Annotated in this window: 12 protein-coding genes; 7 read left to right on the forward strand and 5 right to left on the reverse strand. The window is 68.8% G+C overall.

What is annotated here, in order from left to right; genetic code table 11:
• The 4 genes from ACO2Q2_RS12240 to ACO2Q2_RS12255 all read right to left on the reverse strand — a co-directional run bounded on the left by ACO2Q2_RS12240 (position 1) and on the right by ACO2Q2_RS12255 (position 7,280).
• Positions 1 to 1,479, reverse strand: coding sequence for a glucoamylase family protein (locus ACO2Q2_RS12240; protein ID WP_423256061.1), 1,479 nt, complete (start codon positions 1,477 to 1,479; stop codon positions 1 to 3).
• Positions 1,480 to 1,566: 87 nt separating this feature from the next.
• On the reverse strand, positions 1,567 to 3,099 hold the full coding sequence (locus ACO2Q2_RS12245) for a tryptophan halogenase family protein (protein WP_423256062.1): 1,533 nt from the start codon (positions 3,097 to 3,099) through the stop codon (positions 1,567 to 1,569).
• A gap of 90 nt (positions 3,100 to 3,189) precedes the next feature.
• Positions 3,190 to 6,207, reverse strand: coding sequence for a TonB-dependent receptor (locus ACO2Q2_RS12250; protein WP_423256063.1), 3,018 nt, complete (start codon positions 6,205 to 6,207; stop codon positions 3,190 to 3,192).
• A 35-nt stretch (positions 6,208 to 6,242) separates the two neighbouring features.
• On the reverse strand, positions 6,243 to 7,280 hold the full coding sequence (locus ACO2Q2_RS12255) for a LacI family DNA-binding transcriptional regulator (protein ID WP_423256064.1): 1,038 nt from the start codon (positions 7,278 to 7,280) through the stop codon (positions 6,243 to 6,245).
• Positions 7,281 to 7,902: 622 nt separating this feature from the next.
• Between ACO2Q2_RS12255 and ACO2Q2_RS12260 the strand changes: the two genes are divergently transcribed.
• The 6 genes from ACO2Q2_RS12260 (at position 7,903) to ACO2Q2_RS12285 (ending at position 12,271) form a co-directional block, all read left to right on the forward strand.
• Complete coding sequence (locus tag ACO2Q2_RS12260) at positions 7,903 to 8,361, forward strand: SPFH domain-containing protein (protein ID WP_423256065.1); 459 nt, start codon at positions 7,903 to 7,905, stop codon at positions 8,359 to 8,361.
• 118 nt (positions 8,362 to 8,479) lie between these two features.
• Entirely contained in the window at positions 8,480 to 9,139 is a 660-nt protein-coding gene (gene rsmG / locus ACO2Q2_RS12265) for a 16S rRNA (guanine(527)-N(7))-methyltransferase RsmG (RefSeq protein WP_423256066.1), read from the forward strand.
• A 41-nt stretch (positions 9,140 to 9,180) separates the two neighbouring features.
• Positions 9,181 to 10,029, forward strand: a complete 849-nt coding sequence (locus ACO2Q2_RS12270) for a ParA family protein (protein ID WP_423256067.1) — start codon at positions 9,181 to 9,183, stop codon at positions 10,027 to 10,029.
• Positions 10,030 to 10,031: 2 nt separating this feature from the next.
• Entirely contained in the window at positions 10,032 to 10,898 is an 867-nt protein-coding gene (locus ACO2Q2_RS12275; protein ID WP_423256068.1) for a ParB/RepB/Spo0J family partition protein, read from the forward strand.
• A 141-nt stretch (positions 10,899 to 11,039) separates the two neighbouring features.
• Positions 11,040 to 11,756, forward strand: a complete 717-nt coding sequence (locus ACO2Q2_RS12280; protein WP_423256069.1) for a glycosyltransferase family 2 protein — start codon at positions 11,040 to 11,042, stop codon at positions 11,754 to 11,756.
• Positions 11,757 to 11,902: 146 nt separating this feature from the next.
• A complete protein-coding gene (locus ACO2Q2_RS12285; protein WP_423256070.1) occupies positions 11,903 to 12,271 on the forward strand; it encodes a DUF488 domain-containing protein in 369 nt (122 codons plus the stop codon).
• 9 nt (positions 12,272 to 12,280) lie between these two features.
• Here the strand turns inward: ACO2Q2_RS12285 and ACO2Q2_RS12290 are convergent, their stop codons facing one another.
• Complete coding sequence (locus ACO2Q2_RS12290) at positions 12,281 to 13,252, reverse strand: patatin-like phospholipase family protein (protein WP_423256071.1); 972 nt, start codon at positions 13,250 to 13,252, stop codon at positions 12,281 to 12,283.
• 68 nt (positions 13,253 to 13,320) lie between these two features.
• Here ACO2Q2_RS12290 and ACO2Q2_RS12295 point away from each other — a divergent pair, with 68 nt between their 5' ends.
• Positions 13,321 to 15,258, forward strand: coding sequence for an SLC13 family permease (locus tag ACO2Q2_RS12295; RefSeq protein ID WP_423256072.1), 1,938 nt, complete (start codon positions 13,321 to 13,323; stop codon positions 15,256 to 15,258).
• The last annotated feature ends 36 nt before the right edge of the window (positions 15,259 to 15,294 follow it).

Consider the following 15,294-nt stretch of genomic DNA (forward strand, 5'->3'; position numbering starts at 1 on the left):
TCACGGCGCGGCCGGCTCCGGCGCCGCCAGCCAGCCGCCGCGGAAGCCCGCGCGCTGCAGGCCCCGGCGAATGTACGGATTCTTCTTCATCACGTTCCATACGAAGCCGCTGCGCCAGTTCTCGATCATCAGCAGGATCGGACCCTGGTCGATGCCCAACTGCACGGTATCGACCCAGCCCAGGTCAGGCACCAGTTTGCCTGTGCGCAGCGTGGTCTGGGCATGGAAGCTCGGGTTGAAGGCATCGACGAAGCCGTAGCGGTCGTAGATGGACTGGCCGTAGCGCTGCTTCATCGTCTGCAGCGCCGGGATCACGATCTCCGGCGCGAACGCGATCGAGCCGCCGGCCGCGGTCGGCACGATGGTGCCGTCGTCGGAGATGTAGTCCAGCCCGGCGCCGCGGGCGGTGTAGCCATGGAACTTGCGCTTGCCGTCAGCGGTATTCACCACCACGCCGCCGGGACCGTTGCTGGCGGTCAGGCCCCACACGTTCGGGCCGTAGCCGGTCCAGCCGCCGGGATTGGCGATGGCGTAGTTGCGCTGGCTGTAGGTGGCGCGGCGGCCGTTCTCGAAATAGTCGAGGCTGTGCTGGCGGTTCCAGTCGTCGCGGATGCCGCGGAAGTCCACCCACGACTCGGTGTACTGGTGGCCGAACAGCGGCGCGAAGTTGAGGAAGGTCTGCCCGTAGAAGCTTCCCCAGGTGCGGTCGTAGGTGGAGCACCACGCGGTCCACGCCTGCGGCTTCACCGGATGGGTCGGCGAGCCCAGCGCCAGGATGTAGACCAGCTTGCCCTCGTTGTAGCCCTTCCAGTCGGCCGGGATGAACTTGCCGCCGGGCGTCCAGCCCATCGAGATCAGCGGCGGGCGCGCCTGCATCCACGGCCAGTCGACCGCGCGATAGATGTCGTCGGCCAGCGCACGGATCTGCTTCTCCTCGGGCGTGTCGCGGTCGTAGTACGACTGCGCGAACAGCACGCCGCCGAGCAGCAGGGTGGTGTCCACGCTGGACAACTCGACCCTGCGGCCCCAGCGCTTGCCGGTGCCCATGTCGAGGAAGTGGTAGAAGAAGCCGTGGTAGCCGGCGACGTCGTCCTCGCTGGCGTTCTGCGGTGCATCGTGGAAGAACTTCAGCGTGGCCAGCGTGCGCTGCACCGCCTGCTCGCGGGTGATGTAGCCGCGCTCCACGCCGATGCCGTAGGCGGTCAGGCCGAAGCCGACCGCGGCGATGCTGGAGAACGACTTGCCCGGGTAGTGGTCCGGCACCAGCCCGGTGACCGGGTCGGCGCTGTCCCAGAACCAGCGGAAGGTGCGCTGCTCCAGGTCGTCGACCAGCGCCATCTGCGCGGCGGTGGGTCGATAGGTGGCCGATGCGGTGGATGCCGCGGTGGCCGCCTGCGCGGCCGCGGGCCATGCGCAGGCGGACACCAGCGTGGCGAGCAGAAGCTTGATGCAAAAACCGTTCAGGGCAGCAGGGGACATCGGGAGTGGACTCGTGTGGCTGACGGGGGAGAGCGGGCCGCGGGGACGGCGCGATGGCGACGCGGGTGCGTTTGCCGGTGGAACGGATCAGGCGGCCATCGGCGCGCCGGCCGGAGCGGCCTGGCAGCAGCGCGCGATGAACGCCTCGTGGGCGGGCATCGCCTCCACGCAGTCGGCGATCACGCGCTGCACGTGCTGCATGAAGGCTTCCAGCTCCTTCGGCGGCAGCTGGTCGACCAGCGGGTGGTAGCCGGTCGGCACGATGCCCTGGCCGATCATCACCTGCACCCAGCTGACCTGCGCGAACATCTCCTCGCCCTCGCGGAAGAACCTTCCGCTGTCGCGGAACAGCGCGATGTTGTCCTTCAGCGAGGCGGGGATGTCCATCGTGCGGCACTGGTTCCAGAACGGCGTGTCGCGGCGCTGCGTGGCGTGGTAGTGCAGGATCAGGAAGTCGCGGATGCGCTCGCATTCGAAGCGCGTCTGCGCGTTGTAGCGCTCGATCAGCACCGGGCTGAAGCCCTGCCGCGGAAACAGGTTCAGCAGCCGCGAGATGCCCGACTGGATCAGGTAGATGCTGGTCGATTCCAGCGGCTCCATGAAACCGCTGGCCAGGCCCAGCGCGACCACGTTGCGGTCCCATGTCTTGCGGCGCAGGCCGGTGGTGAAGCGCAGCGGCCGTGGTTCGCCCAGCGCCTTGCCGTCGAGGTGGGCCAGCAAGGTGGCGGCGGCCTCGTCGTCGCTGAGGTGCGCGCTGGAATACACGTGGCCGTTGCCGGTGCGGTGCTGCAGCGGAATGCGCCACTGCCAGCCGGCGGCGCGGGCGGTGGAGCGGGTGTACGAGGTGGGCGGGCCGACCTTCTCGCAGGCCACCGCCAGCGCGCGGTCGCACGGCAGCCAGTGCGTCCAGTCGTCGTAGCCGGCATGCAGCGTCTGCTCGATCAGCAGGCCGCGGAAGCCCGAGCAGTCGATGAACAGCTCGCCCTCGATCGCCTCGCCGCTTTCCAGCACCACGGCCTGCACGAAGCCGTCCCCGGCGCGCTGGCGCACCTGCGCGATCCGGCCCTCGGTGCGGCGCACGCCGCGGGCTTCGGCGTACTCGCGCAGCAGCTTCGCGTACAGGCCGGAGTCGAAGTGGTAGGCGTAGGCGATGTTCGCCAGCGGCGAGCTGGCCGGCACGTCGCTGGCCGAGGCCATGAACTTGCCGCGCGGCGCGGCCAGCGTGTTGAGCGAGTACTCGCCCAGGTCCGCCGCCAGCCCGAGCTGGGCGGCGCGGATCCAGTACTGGTGAAACGGCAGCAGGCCGAGCATGCGGCCCAGCTCGCCGAAGCCGTGGATATAGGAGTCGCCCGGCTGCCCCCAGTCGTTGAACTGGATGCCCAGCTTGAACGTGCCCTGCACGCGGCGGACGAACTCGATCTCGTCGATGCCGAGCAGGTTGTTGAACAGCTTCAGGTGCGGCACGGTGGCCTCACCCACGCCGACGGTGCCGATCTGCTCGGACTCGACCAGCCGGATCGCGTAGTCGGCGCCCAGCACCTTGGCGAACGCCGCCGCCGCCATCCAGCCGGCGGTGCCGCCGCCCACGATCACGATGTTCCTGATGCGCGAATCGCTCATGCCGCACTCGCTGAAAAAAGTCGGCGCGGCGTCCGCCGCGCCGGGGGAGGAAAGGTGGCACCCGCAGGCGCGGGGTGCCACCGCGGTCGACTAGAACTTCATGCCCACTTCGAACTTGAAGGTGCGCGGCACGAAGGTGATGTTGCCAGCCGGGTTGTAGACCGTGCTCAACTGTCCCGGGTTCGGCCCGGCGTTGAAGATCAGGTCCGAGTAGTTGCGGAAGTTGAACACGTTGAGCACGTCGAACCGGCCGTACAGGGTGATGCCGTGGCCCAGGTTGAAGTCCTTGGTGGCCTGGAAATCCACGTCGCGGTAGCCGAACACCTTGCCGCCCATCAGGAAGCGCCCGGTGGCCTGCGGCGTGCCCGCCGCCGGCGTGCAGTGGCTGCCGGTGGGGTAGGTATAGGTCCAGTAGCAGGCGATCGTGTTGCCCGGGGTCGGCGTGGCCAGCGTGAGCTTGGCCGACATGGTGATGTCCCACGGACCATCGATCACGCCGGTGGCCACCAGGCGGTGGCGTGGCGCCGCGTTGGAGTCGATGAACGGGTAGTTGCCGACGGTCGCCTCGTCGAACGAGTAGTGCTCGTTGATGTCACGGTTCTGTTTGGCGCTGGTGAAGGTGTAGGCGAAGGTCGCGCCCCAGCCTGATTCCCGGGTGTAGGGCTTATCGACCGACAGCAGGAACTGGGTGCTGCGGGTCTGGATGCCGTTGTTGCCGATGATCAGCGCGCCGAAGCCCGGCACCGGGTGGCCCCACGGCTGGCTGCCGTTCTGGAAGAAGTCGCCGTTGGGGTAGCGGTTGCCCAGGGTGAAGGCGAAGCCGTCGTAGGTCAGCACGCGGGCCACGGTGGCGTCGGTCTGCCAGTCGCCGATGCGGTTGGACATGCCGATGCTGAACTGGTCCGAATGCGGTGCCTTGAGATGGTTGTTGAGCAGGTCCACCTCGGTGCCCGCATTGCTCGCTTGCAGCAGGCTCTGCAGGTTGGGCAGGCCATTGAGATAGGACGGATTCCAATCGAAGCACGGCGAGGCGTTGCGATAGCACGCGCCGGTAGTCGGGTCGCGGAAGTTCACCGTGAACTGCGGCAGCGCCGCCTTGGTGGTTTCCAGCTGCAGGTAGTCGAACAGGTTGCGGTCGTAGGCGCGGCCCACGCCGCCGTGGATCACGTGGGCCTCGTCGCCGTCGATGTCGTAGGAGAAGCCCAGCCGCGGCTGCCACTCGCCCTTGTAGTTCTTCCGGTTGTGGCCGTTGCTTATGTAGTCGTTCACGTTGATGCCGCCCAGCGCCAGGCTCTGCGCATAGGTCTGGCCGGCCGGAGCGCTGGGGTCCTGCGAGTTGAACGCGTCGATCACGTTCTGCGGCGTGACGAAACCGGTATAGGCCGGGTTCTTCTCGTAGTCCCAGCGCACGCCGAGGTTCAGCGTGAGCTTGTCGTTGACCGCCCAGTCGTCCTGCACGTAGATGCCGAACTGCTTGGCCTTGGTGGTCACTGTGGGGCTCAGGCCCAGCCCGGTGACCGGCTTGGTGAAGAACGCCTTGTACGGAATGGCGCCGGGGCCGGCGCTGGTGACGTTGTAGAAGAACTGCGGATTGATGTCCTGGGCATCGGCTGCCTTGAGCGTGATGTCCTTGAGCTTAACGCCGGTCTTGACCACGTGGTCGCCGTGCCACTGCAGGTCGTTGAAGGTCAGGTCGTCCTGGATCGACGGACCCTTCTGGCCCTTGTTCTGCGTCGCCAGCGGGTTGGCCGAGCCCACGTGGATGATGGTCGGATCGCTGGTGCCGTTGGCATAGGTATAGATCGAGCCGTTGCCGATGTTGGCCGCCACCGGCGCGTTGAACGCGTCCTCGTGGGTGAGCAGCAGCTCGTTGAAGTACGCCTCGCCGCTGTGCTGCCAGCGCAGCACGTAGCGCTTGTCATCGTTCTTGGTGTTGTACTTGGCCGAGGCCGCGTCCACGCCGCCCACGCCGCCGACCTGCTTCTCCTTGCGGATCTGCGCGCTCAGCTCGAAGCGGTCGCGGTCGGTCGGCTCCCAGTCGATCTTGCCGAAGTACAGGTTCTCCTCGAACGGCAGGTTGGCCGGACCCAGCTGCGCGGCCACGTCGGCCGGCAGGTAGGGCACGCCGGCGGTGGCGTTCGGATCGGGGACCACGGTGATCGGCGTGTTGAAGCGTTTCGCCTCGTAGGTCATGAAGAAGTGCATCTTGTTCTGGATGATCGGGCCGCCGAGCGCGAAGCCATACTCCTTCTCCTTGGACGAAGTCTTCCGGTTGGCTTTCTCCTCGGCCGGCGTCTTGGCCCTGAACGAGTCGTTGGTGTAGCGGCCGAACACTTCGCCGTGGAATTCGTTGGTGCCCGACTTGGTCTGGGCGGTCACCGCGGCCGAGGAGATCTGGTCGTACTCGGCCTTGTAGTTGGAGGTGATCACCTTGTACTCACCGATCGCCAACTGCGGGAATGGATTGCCCTGGCTGCCGATCTGGCCGCTGATGCCGCCCTCCTTCACGTAGCTCTTCTGACCCACGCCGTCGATGTAGACGTTGGTGGAGCTCTTGTTCTGCGCGCCGCCGCGCAGGGTGGTGTTGCCGTTGGAGTCGACTTGGAAAATCATGCCCGGCACGGTGTCGGCGAACTCCAGGAAGTTGCGCGAGATCTGCGGGATGGTGTCGATCTGGTGCAGCGAGATGGTGCCGCCTACCTCGGGCGTCTTCACTTCCTGCAGCGTGGTGGCCGACACGGTGACACCGCCGAGGGTGGTGGCATTGGCTGCCGACGGTGCCTGACCCCCTGCGGTGAGGTCGAGGGTGGCGGTGGAGGCCACCGTCAGCGTTACCGTCTGCTGCGTGCCCGGGCCCGCATCCACCTGGTAGGTGCCCGGCTGCAGGCCGGTCAGCGTATAGCTGCCGTCGACGCTGGCGATGGTGCGGCGGGTGGTGCCGGTGGCGGGGTTGAACGCGGTGACCTGCGCGTTGGCCGGTGCCTTGCCGCGCAGCGTGGCATAGGCGGACTGGCTCCATGCCGTCGAGGGTGCCGCACCGATCGCGACCACGGCGGTGGCGATGACGCTGGCGAGCAGTTTCTTCTTCAGTTGCAGTGGAGCCTTCATGACGACCCTCCCAAAGGGATGTTGCTGATGTGCCCTCAACGGGCTTTCTTGGTGGATGACTTGCCGTGCGGACGCGCGCCGCAGCTGTCGCGTATCACCACCTCGCAGTCCAGCGTGTCGGACGAGGCGGTGGTGGACTGGTCGGATGGATCCAGCAGCGCAGCCAGTTGCTCGAGCGCGCCGCGCCCCAGGTCGACGATGCGCACGCGCACCGTGGTCAAGGCAGGCGTGACGTAGCGCGCGATCGGAATGTCGTCGAAGCCGGCCAGCGCGATGTCGCGCGGCACCTCGAGGCCGGCTTCCTGGAACGCGTACAGGCAGCCGATCGCCATCATGTCGTTGCCGGCGAACACGGCCTGCGGACGCGTGCCGGTGGCGAGCAGTTCGCGGCCGGCGCGGTAGCCGGACTCCTCGGTGAACTCGCCGGCCACCACCCGCAGCGGCGTGCCGGGCGCGAACTCGGCCATCGCGGCGCGGTAGCCGTGCTCGCGCCGCGCGGCGTCGAAGTTGCCCTCGGGGCCGGTGATGAAGGCGATCTGCCGATGCCCGGCGTCGACCAGATGGCGCACCATGGCGCGCGCGCCGCCTTCGTTGTCGATGTTGAGCACGCGGTAGTGCGCGTCGCGCACGGCGCTGTTGAGCAGCACGGCGGGCTGCGTCTCGGGCAGGTTGGCCCGCAGGAACGCCAGGTCCGCGCGCGAGGACAGGATCACCATGCCATCCACCCGCCCGCGCATCGCGCGCAGCGCGGCGGCGGCATCCTCGACGCCGTCGTGGGAGCTGGACACCAGCAGGTGCAGTCCCCGGGCGCGGGCGGCCAGGTCGATGCCGCGGATCAGCTCCGAGAAGAACTCGCCGTACAGGTCCGGCAGCAGTGCGCCGACGGTATGGGTGCGGCGGGTGATCAGGCTGCGTGCAGCGCCGTGCGGCACGTAGCGCAGGCGGTTGGCGACGGCGCGGATGCGCTCCCCGGTGGCGGCGGTGACGCCGCCGCCACCGTTGAGCGCGCGCGACACGGAGGCCACGGACACGCCGGCCTCCCGCGCCACGTCTTTGATGGTCACTGTCGTCACGTTTTCCGCCCTTGGATGCGCCCCGGTACCCGGCGCTGAGCGGAACGTAAACGTTTTCATCGGGGCTTGTAAAGCTTCTGCAAAACAGACATTTGTTGCGTTGCAGAAGAATATGCCCGGAGCAGGCGCGGGTATTTCCTTACTCCCGCAAAGGAGTGCGCTTTCCCCTCCCAACGGTTCGTGGAACCGACACTCATGCAGCGCAGCAAGCCCGCGCACCGAAACCTCGCCGGAGACCCGCCCGGACGGTTCAAGCGCGCCGCGCCGTGGCCGATACCCAGCAGCCTGTCGGACTTTGCTCGGCCGGGCTGCGAATCCGGCGGTGCGGTCCCTATTTCCGCCGTTTCGCCGACCCATAGAACCACTATGGGCCGACGAAACGTCGAAAATCCGTCCTCGCACAGCCGACTTCTCGCCTCGACCAGCAAAGCCCGACAGGCTGCTAGGAGCGTGGGCCGCATCCGCCTGGCGATCGGCAGTGCGGGCATGTGCGGTGGATCACGCCATCAGGGGTGGACGCCGGATGCCCGTTAAATTTAAATTAATCCAAGCCGGTACAGTTCCCTGTAGCCTTGAGCTCTGCATTTATCCCACCAACATCCTTCAACTTGCTGATTCTCATATGCTTGCCCTGACCATTGCCCTTCTTGCCCTCGCCGCCGGCCTGGTCGCCAGCGCGATGCGCCGCGTACCGGCCGGGCAGGTGTACAGCCTGTATCGCCGCGGCAAGCCGCTGCGCCTGCTGCAGCCGGGCACGCACTGGGTGTGGCCGGCGCTGGATCGCATCGGTCACCGCATCGATCTTGCCGGTCAGGTGCTGCGCTTCGAGCAGGCGCAGGCCGACAGCCACGAACTGCGCGGCACGGTGTACTGGCAGGTGCTGGAGCCCGAGCGCGCCGATGCGGTGATCGACGAGGCCGCGCAGCTGATCCGCCGCAGCGCGCTCGATGCGCTCAGCGTCGAGCCGACGCCGACTGCCGCTGACCGGCGCGACCTCGGCACGCGCATGAAGCAGGCGATCAACGGCGTGCTGCGCGAGCGCGGCGTGATGGTCACGCGGGTGGAGCTGGAGATCGCCTGAGCGGGGATCCGCGCAGCGCGGCGCCCAGGGGAGTTGCAAGCCCTTGCCCGCTTCGGCGGGTTTTCTTTTGCCCGCGGCCGGCCGGATACTCACCGGCCCTTGCCCCACCGGAACCGACATGACCGAGCGCGCCGCCCTGCAACGCCGTCTGGAACAGGGCATCGCCGCGCTCGGCCTCGCGCTGCCGCCGGACGCCGTGCCGCGTCTGCTCGACTACCAGGCCCTGCTGGCGCGCTGGAACGCCGCCTACAACCTCACCGCCGTGCGCGACCCGGCCGGGATGGTCACCCGCCACCTGCTCGATTCGCTGGCGATCCTGCCCTGCGTCACCGGCGCGACCCTGGCCGATCTGGGCACCGGCGCCGGCCTGCCCGGCATCGTGCTGGCGATCGCCGCGCCGGGGCGCGCGATCACCCTGATCGATTCCAACGGCAAGAAGGTGCGCTTCCTGCGCGAGGCGATCCGTGCGCTCAGGCTCGACGGCGTGCAGGCGGTGCAGTCGCGGGTGGAGGACGTACAAGGCTCGTTCGACTGCATCACCGCGCGCGCGTTCGCCAGTTTCGCCGACATGCTCGGCTGGGGCGGCCACCTGCTGGCACCCGGCGGGCGCTGGCTGGCGATGAAGGGCCGCCGCCCCGACGACGAGCTGGCCGGGCTGCCGCCGGGCTTCGTGCTGACCGCGATGCACGCGCTGGCCGTGCCGGGGCTGGAGGGCGAGCGCCATCTGGCGGTGATCGAGCACGCCTCCGCGCCCGCCCCGCGCGCGGCAGCCTGTTAATCTAGCTCTCCTTTTCGCCAGCGCACGGTACCGACGACACCATGGCCCGCATCATCGCTGTCGCCAACCAGAAAGGTGGAGTCGGCAAGACCACCACCGCCGTGAATCTCGCCGCGTCGCTGGCCGCCGCCAAGCGCAGGGTGCTGCTGGTCGATCTCGACCCGCAGGGCAACGCCACCATGGCCTCGGGCGTGGACAAGAACCAGGCCCGGCCGAACGGCTGCGAGGTGTTGCTGGAAGAGGCGCCGATCGGGCGGGCCATCGTCGCCACCGCGGCGCACTACGACCTGCTGCCCGGCAACGGCGACCTCACCGCCGCCGAGCTCAAGCTGATGGACGCGCTGGCGCGCGAGAGCCGGCTCAAGGAGCAGCTGGCCAAGGTGCGCGACAGCTACGACACCATCCTGATCGACTGCCCGCCCTCACTGCACCTGCTCACGCTCAATGCGCTCACCGCCGCCGACGGGCTGCTGATTCCGGTGCAGTGCGAGTACTTCGCGCTGGAGGGGCTCTCCAGCCTGCTCGACACGGTGAAGGCGGTGCGCCAGCGGCTCAATCCGCAGCTGGAGATCGAGGGCCTGCTGCGCACCATGTACGACGTGCGCAACAACCTCGGCAACGAGGTGTCGGCCCAGCTCACCCAGCATTTCGGCGACAAGGTGCTGCGCTCGATCATTCCGCGCAACGTGCGCCTGGCCGAGGCGCCCAGCCACGGCCAGCCGATCCACCTCTACGACCGCAGCTCGCGCGGCGCGATCGCCTACATCGGCCTGGCCGGCGAGATCATTCGCCGCGAGCGTGGCGTTCAGGCGGCGCTGGCCGCGCTGAGCGAGATGCACGACGACCACGCCGCCGCGCACGACGCGGCGATCGATCTTCACCAGGAGTAAGCATGGCCGCCAAGAAGCGTGGACTCGGACGCGGGCTCGACGCCCTGCTCGGCGGCGACGGCGCCGGTACGCCGTCGGTGATCGAGCAGGAGGGCGAGCTGCGCACGCTGCCGATCCAGCAGATCCAGCCGGGCGCCTACCAGCCGCGCCGCCACTGGAACGACGAGGCACTGGACGAACTGGCCGCGTCGATCCGGGCGCAGGGGCTGATCCAGCCGGTGGTGGTGCGCGCGATCGGCAAGAACCGCTACGAGCTGATCGCCGGCGAGCGCCGCTGGCGCGCCGCGCAGCGGGCCCAGCTGAGCGAGATCCCCGCGCTGGTCAAGGACGTGCCCGAGATGGCCGTGCCGGCGATGGCACTGATCGAGAACATCCAGCGCCAGGACCTCACCCCGCTGGAAGAGGCCGACGCGCTGAAGCGCCTGATCGACGACTTCGACCTCACCCATCAGCAGGCCGCCGAGGCGGTGGGCCGTTCGCGCGCATCGGTGTCCAACCTGCTGCGCCTCACCGAACTGCCGAACTCGATCAAGAAGCTGCTCGACGAGAGCAAGCTGGAGATGGGCCACGCCCGCTGCCTGCTCACCCTGCCCGAGCGCGAGGCCGAGGCGCTGGCGCTGGAGGCGGCGCGCAACGGCTGGAGCGTGCGCGAGCTGGAGGAAGCCGCGCGCAAGGCGCAGGCCGCGCCCAGGGGCAAGGCCAGGCGCACGCCGTCGCGCGACCCCAACATCGCCGATCTCGAACGCGAACTGGCCGAGCGCTTCGCCACCCGCGTCGAGCTGGCGCAGGGCCGCGGCGGCAAGGGCAAGCTGGTGATCCACTACCACAGCAACGACGAGCTCGAAGGCATCCTCGGCAAGATCCGCTGAATGTAGGAGCGCACCCTGTGCGCGAACGCTCTTGGCTCTGATGTCGATCAGGAGCAAGAGCGTTCGCGCACAGGGTGCGCTCCTACCGGCGGCGGGATCGGCGATAATCGCCCGCTCACCGCATTCCCTGGATCGGTCCTCATGCCCCAGCTCTCCGTCGTCGTGCCGGTGTTCAACGAGCGCGACAACATCCCGCCGCTGCTCGCCGAGATCGCCGCCGCGCTGCGCGGTCGGATCGATTACGAAGTGATCTACGTCGACGACGACTCCACCGACGACAGCCGCGCCGTGCTGGCCGCGCAGAAGGCGCAGCATCCGGAGCTGCGCGTGCTCCATCACGCGCACCGCAGCGGCCAGAGCACGGCGGTGTGGAACGGCGTGCGCGCGGCGCACTCGCCGTGGATCGCCACCCTGGACGGCGACGGCCAGAACGATCCGGCCGACATCCCGAAACTGCTGGCCGCGCGCGACAGCGCGGCCCCGGAGGTGCGGCTGTTCGCCGGCTGGCGCACCACGCGCCGCGACAGCTTCAACAAGCGGATCTCCTCGAAGATCGCCAACGCGGTGCGCTCGCGCATGCTCAGGGACGCCACGCCCGATACCGGCTGCGGCCTGAAGCTGTTCGAGCGCGAGGTGTTCCTGCGTCTGCCCTACTTCGACCACATGCATCGCTACCTGCCGGCGCTGGTCAAGCGCGCCGGCTTCCGGAGCCAGAGCGTGCCGGTCGGCCATCGCCCGCGTACGGCCGGCACCTCCAAGTACGGCATGCTCGACCGGCTGTGGGTCGGCCTGACCGATCTTCGCGGGGTGGCGTGGCTGATGCGCCGGGGCAAGGTGACCGCGGTCGAGGAGCTTTAGGACTGCGACCCTGACATTCCGCCACATCCGATAGTGCTGTGTCGCCGCTCCAGGCTGTCTGACCGCCGCGCGCTTCACGCGCGCTTCGCGGCGCGCATCAGGCGCAGGCGTATGCTCGGGGCTTTTCCCGGAGCCGGAGCGGGCGCATGGGCATCGTGGTCAAGCGCATCTATGCGCCGGCAAGTCCGGGCGACGGTTACCGGGTGCTGGTCGATCGGCTCTGGCCGCGCGGCGTGCGCAAGGAAGACGCCGCGCTGGACGCATGGCTGCGCGAGGTGGCGCCCTCGCCCGCGCTGCGCCGCTGGTTCGGTCACGACCCGGTGCGCTGGGAGGCCTTCCGCCACCGTTACGCTGCGGAACTCGACGCGCTGGCCGACCACTGGCGCCCGCTGGCCGACCGCGCCGCGCATCACCGGCTCACCCTGCTCTACGCGGCCCGCGACGAAGAGCACAACCACGCCGTGGCGCTGAAGAGCTATCTCGACAACTGGCTGCGCACGCACGGCCCGCGCTGAACCGCCCGGTCACTCCTCCGGCTGGCGATGCCGCAGCAAGCCTTGCCGACTCCACTCCTGCAGCGCGGCGCGAGCCCGCTCGCGGCCCAGCTCGATCAGCTCGCGTGCCCGGTAGAACTCGTAGGCGGTGGAGACGTTGCGCGGCATCTGGATCAGCAGATCCGGCGCGTACGCCGCCAGGCGCAGGCGCGCGAGGTTGGACTGCATCAGATCCATCGACTGGTTGAGCAGATCGAGTGCGCCCGGCATGGCGGGGCTCTCCGCGCCCGCATGGCCCGGTCGTAGTCGACCCAGCCACTCGCTGATCCGGCCGCGGTGGCTGGCATCGTCCTCCGTCTCCACCATCGCGGCGGCCGGAATTTCGGCCGGACCGTCCACGCTCACCGCGAACAGGTAGTCGGCGCGCTCGCGCATCAGCGGCGTCACCGGCACCGGGTTGAGCAGGGCGCCGTCAAGCAGCAGCCGGCCGTCGATGCGGTACGGCCGGAACACGGTGGGGATCGCGATCGAGGCGCGGATCGCGTCGAACAGCGAGCCGCGCGTGAGCCACACCTCGCGCTCGCGTTCGAGATCGGTGGCGACCGCGGTGTAGGCCAGCGGCAGCTGCTCGATGTGCACGTCGCCGATCAGCTCGCGCAGCGTGCCGATCAGCTTTTCGCCCTTGATGAAACCGCCGCCGGAGAAGGTCCAGTCGAGCAGCCGCAGCACGTCGATCCTGGCCAGCGCGGTGACCCAGTCGCGGTACACGTCGAGCTTGCCCATCGCGTGAATACCGCCGATCAGCGCACCCATCGAGGTGCCGGCGATCGCCACCACCTCGAAGCCGGCCGCCTCGATCTCCTCGATCGCGCCGATGTGCGCCAGGCCCTTGGCACCACCCGCGCCCAGCGCCAGCGCCACGGTGGGGCGCCCGCCGTGCGCGTCGCTGGCGGAGGTGGTCGGGATGTCGTGTCCGGCGGTCGGGGAATCGGGATCGGTCATGGGTTCGTGCCTGCGTCCGCGCTGGGGTGATGGGCCATAACATTGTGCAAACACCCGGATTTCGTACGATGCCAGAAAGGCACCGCAGCGGCGACCGCGACTTCCATGGCGGCGCTGGCGCGACCGATGACCTGCGGCGACCGTCTTTCCGGGAAATTTTCGATGCGCGCTATCTCACGACGACCGCTGACCGCGGCTGCCACCGGCTCCCCTGTCCGCGAGGGCGGCGCATGACGTGGCAGGCCTGGGCCACCGTGGCGGTGATCGTGGCGGCGATGCTGTTGTTCGCCAGCGAAAAGGTGCGCATCGACCTGGTCGCGCTGATGGCGCTGGCGGCGCTGGTGATCCTCGGCGTGGTGAGCCCGGCCGAGGCGCTGAGCGGCTTCAGCAACGAGGCGACGGTGACGGTGGCGGCGATGTTCGCGCTGAGCATGGGCATCGAACGCTCCGGCGCGCTGGAGCCGCTGAGCCGGCTGCTGATGAAGATCAGGCGACCGTGGCTGCTCACCCTGGCGCTGATGCTGGCCATCGCGCCGCTGGGCGCCTTCATCAAGAACATCGCGCTGGTCGCCACCTTCCTGCCGCTGGCGTTGAAGGTGTGCCAGCGCACCGGCACGGCGCCGGGGCGGGTACTGATGCCGATGGCCTTCGCCGCGCAGATGGGTGGCGTGTGCACGCTGATCGGCACCTCGTCCAACCTGCTGGCGGACACGCTGGCGCAAAAGCACGGGCTGCCGGCCTTCGGCGTGTTCGAGTTCACCCCGCTGGGCGTGCTGCTGGCGGTGGTCGGCATCGTGTATCTCATGCTCGTCGGTCGTTGGCTGCTGCCGCGGCAGATCGACACCGACATGCCGGTGGAGGCGGACATCGGCAAGTACGTCACCGAACTGGAGGTGACGGAAAACTCCTCGCTGCTGGGCAAGAGCATCGCCGACGCCAGCCTGGGCGAGCGCTACGGCGTGTACCCGCTGGAGCTGCTGCGCGGCGATCGCCGCACCTGGTCGCCGCGCTCGCAGCGGATCGCCCGCGGCGATGTGCTGCTGGTGCGCGGCGACTGGGACAAGATCGAGGAATTCCGTCGCCAGGCCGGCCTGCGCAACGCGCCGGAGGGCCACTACGCGCACGCCGACGACCGCCCGCGCGTGCTGGCCGAGATCATGGTCGCGCCGGCCAGTCCGCTGGAAGGGCGCCGCTTCGGCGAAACCGGCATCGGCTGGCGCTACGACGCGGTGGCGCTGGCGATCCACCGCCGCGGCGAGGTGCTGCGCGAAAAGCTCAGCGACGTCTCGCTCGCCGTCGGCGACGTGCTGCTGGTGCTGGTGGCCGAGGAGGCCATGGCCAACCTGCGCAACGACGAGTCGTTCATCGTGCTCAGCCAGCGCGAGAACGCACCGCGCACCCCGCACAAGGCGCTCTACGCCGTGGCGATCATGGCGGGGGTGGTCGTCGCCTCCGGGCTGCACTGGCTGCCGATCCCGATTGCCGCCATCTGCGGTGCCACCGCCATGGCGCTGGCCGGATGCTTCGGCCGTAAAGACGTCTACGAGGGCATGGACTGGAAGATCATCATCCTGCTCGGCGCGATCCTGCCGCTGGGCGTGGCGATCGAGAAGAGCGGTCTGTCCGCCGCCGTGGTCGGCTGGGGCCTGACCCTGGTCGGCAGCCACGGCCCGCTGGCCGCGCTGCTGATGATCTACCTGCTCACCGCGCTGCTCACCGAGCTGATGGGGCACAACCCCTCGGTGGTGCTGATGGTCGGTATCGCCGCCTCGGTGGCGCAGGCCATGCACGTCGACCCGCGGCCGTTCGTGGTGGCGGTGGCGTTCGCCGCGGCCACCTCGTTCGCCACCCCGGTCGGCTACCCCACCAACACCATGGTGTATTACGCCGGCGGCTACCGCTTCACCGACTTCATGAAGGTGGGCATCCCGTTGATCCTGCTGTTCTGCGCGCTGTCGATGTGGCTGATCCCGCGGTTCTGGCCGTTCCAGGCGGTGGCGCACTGATGCCTGTTCTCCCTCCCCCGTGGGGGAGAGGAGGCG

The organism is Dyella sp. KRB-257, from assembly GCF_049445995.1.
GTDB lineage: Bacteria > Pseudomonadota > Gammaproteobacteria > Xanthomonadales > Rhodanobacteraceae > Dyella_A.

Excerpts from the sequence above, each read along its gene's own strand:
- ACO2Q2_RS12290 (WP_423256071.1), bottom strand. The coding sequence starts at position 13,252 with ATGACCGATCCCGATTCCCCGACCGCCGGACACGACATCCCGACCACC.
- ACO2Q2_RS12240 (WP_423256061.1), bottom strand. The coding sequence starts at position 1,479 with ATGTCCCCTGCTGCCCTGAACGGTTTTTGCATCAAGCTTCTGCTCGCC.
- ACO2Q2_RS12245 (WP_423256062.1), bottom strand. The coding sequence starts at position 3,099 with ATGAGCGATTCGCGCATCAGGAACATCGTGATCGTGGGCGGCGGCACC.
- ACO2Q2_RS12295 (WP_423256072.1), top strand. The coding sequence starts at position 13,321 with ATGCCAGAAAGGCACCGCAGCGGCGACCGCGACTTCCATGGCGGCGCT.
- ACO2Q2_RS12285 (WP_423256070.1), top strand. The coding sequence starts at position 11,903 with ATGGGCATCGTGGTCAAGCGCATCTATGCGCCGGCAAGTCCGGGCGAC.
- ACO2Q2_RS12270 (WP_423256067.1), top strand. The coding sequence starts at position 9,181 with ATGGCCCGCATCATCGCTGTCGCCAACCAGAAAGGTGGAGTCGGCAAG.
- ACO2Q2_RS12275 (WP_423256068.1), top strand. The coding sequence starts at position 10,032 with ATGGCCGCCAAGAAGCGTGGACTCGGACGCGGGCTCGACGCCCTGCTC.
- rsmG (WP_423256066.1), top strand. The coding sequence starts at position 8,480 with ATGACCGAGCGCGCCGCCCTGCAACGCCGTCTGGAACAGGGCATCGCC.
- ACO2Q2_RS12250 (WP_423256063.1), bottom strand. The coding sequence starts at position 6,207 with ATGAAGGCTCCACTGCAACTGAAGAAGAAACTGCTCGCCAGCGTCATC.
- ACO2Q2_RS12260 (WP_423256065.1), top strand. The coding sequence starts at position 7,903 with ATGCTTGCCCTGACCATTGCCCTTCTTGCCCTCGCCGCCGGCCTGGTC.
- ACO2Q2_RS12280 (WP_423256069.1), top strand. The coding sequence starts at position 11,040 with ATGCCCCAGCTCTCCGTCGTCGTGCCGGTGTTCAACGAGCGCGACAAC.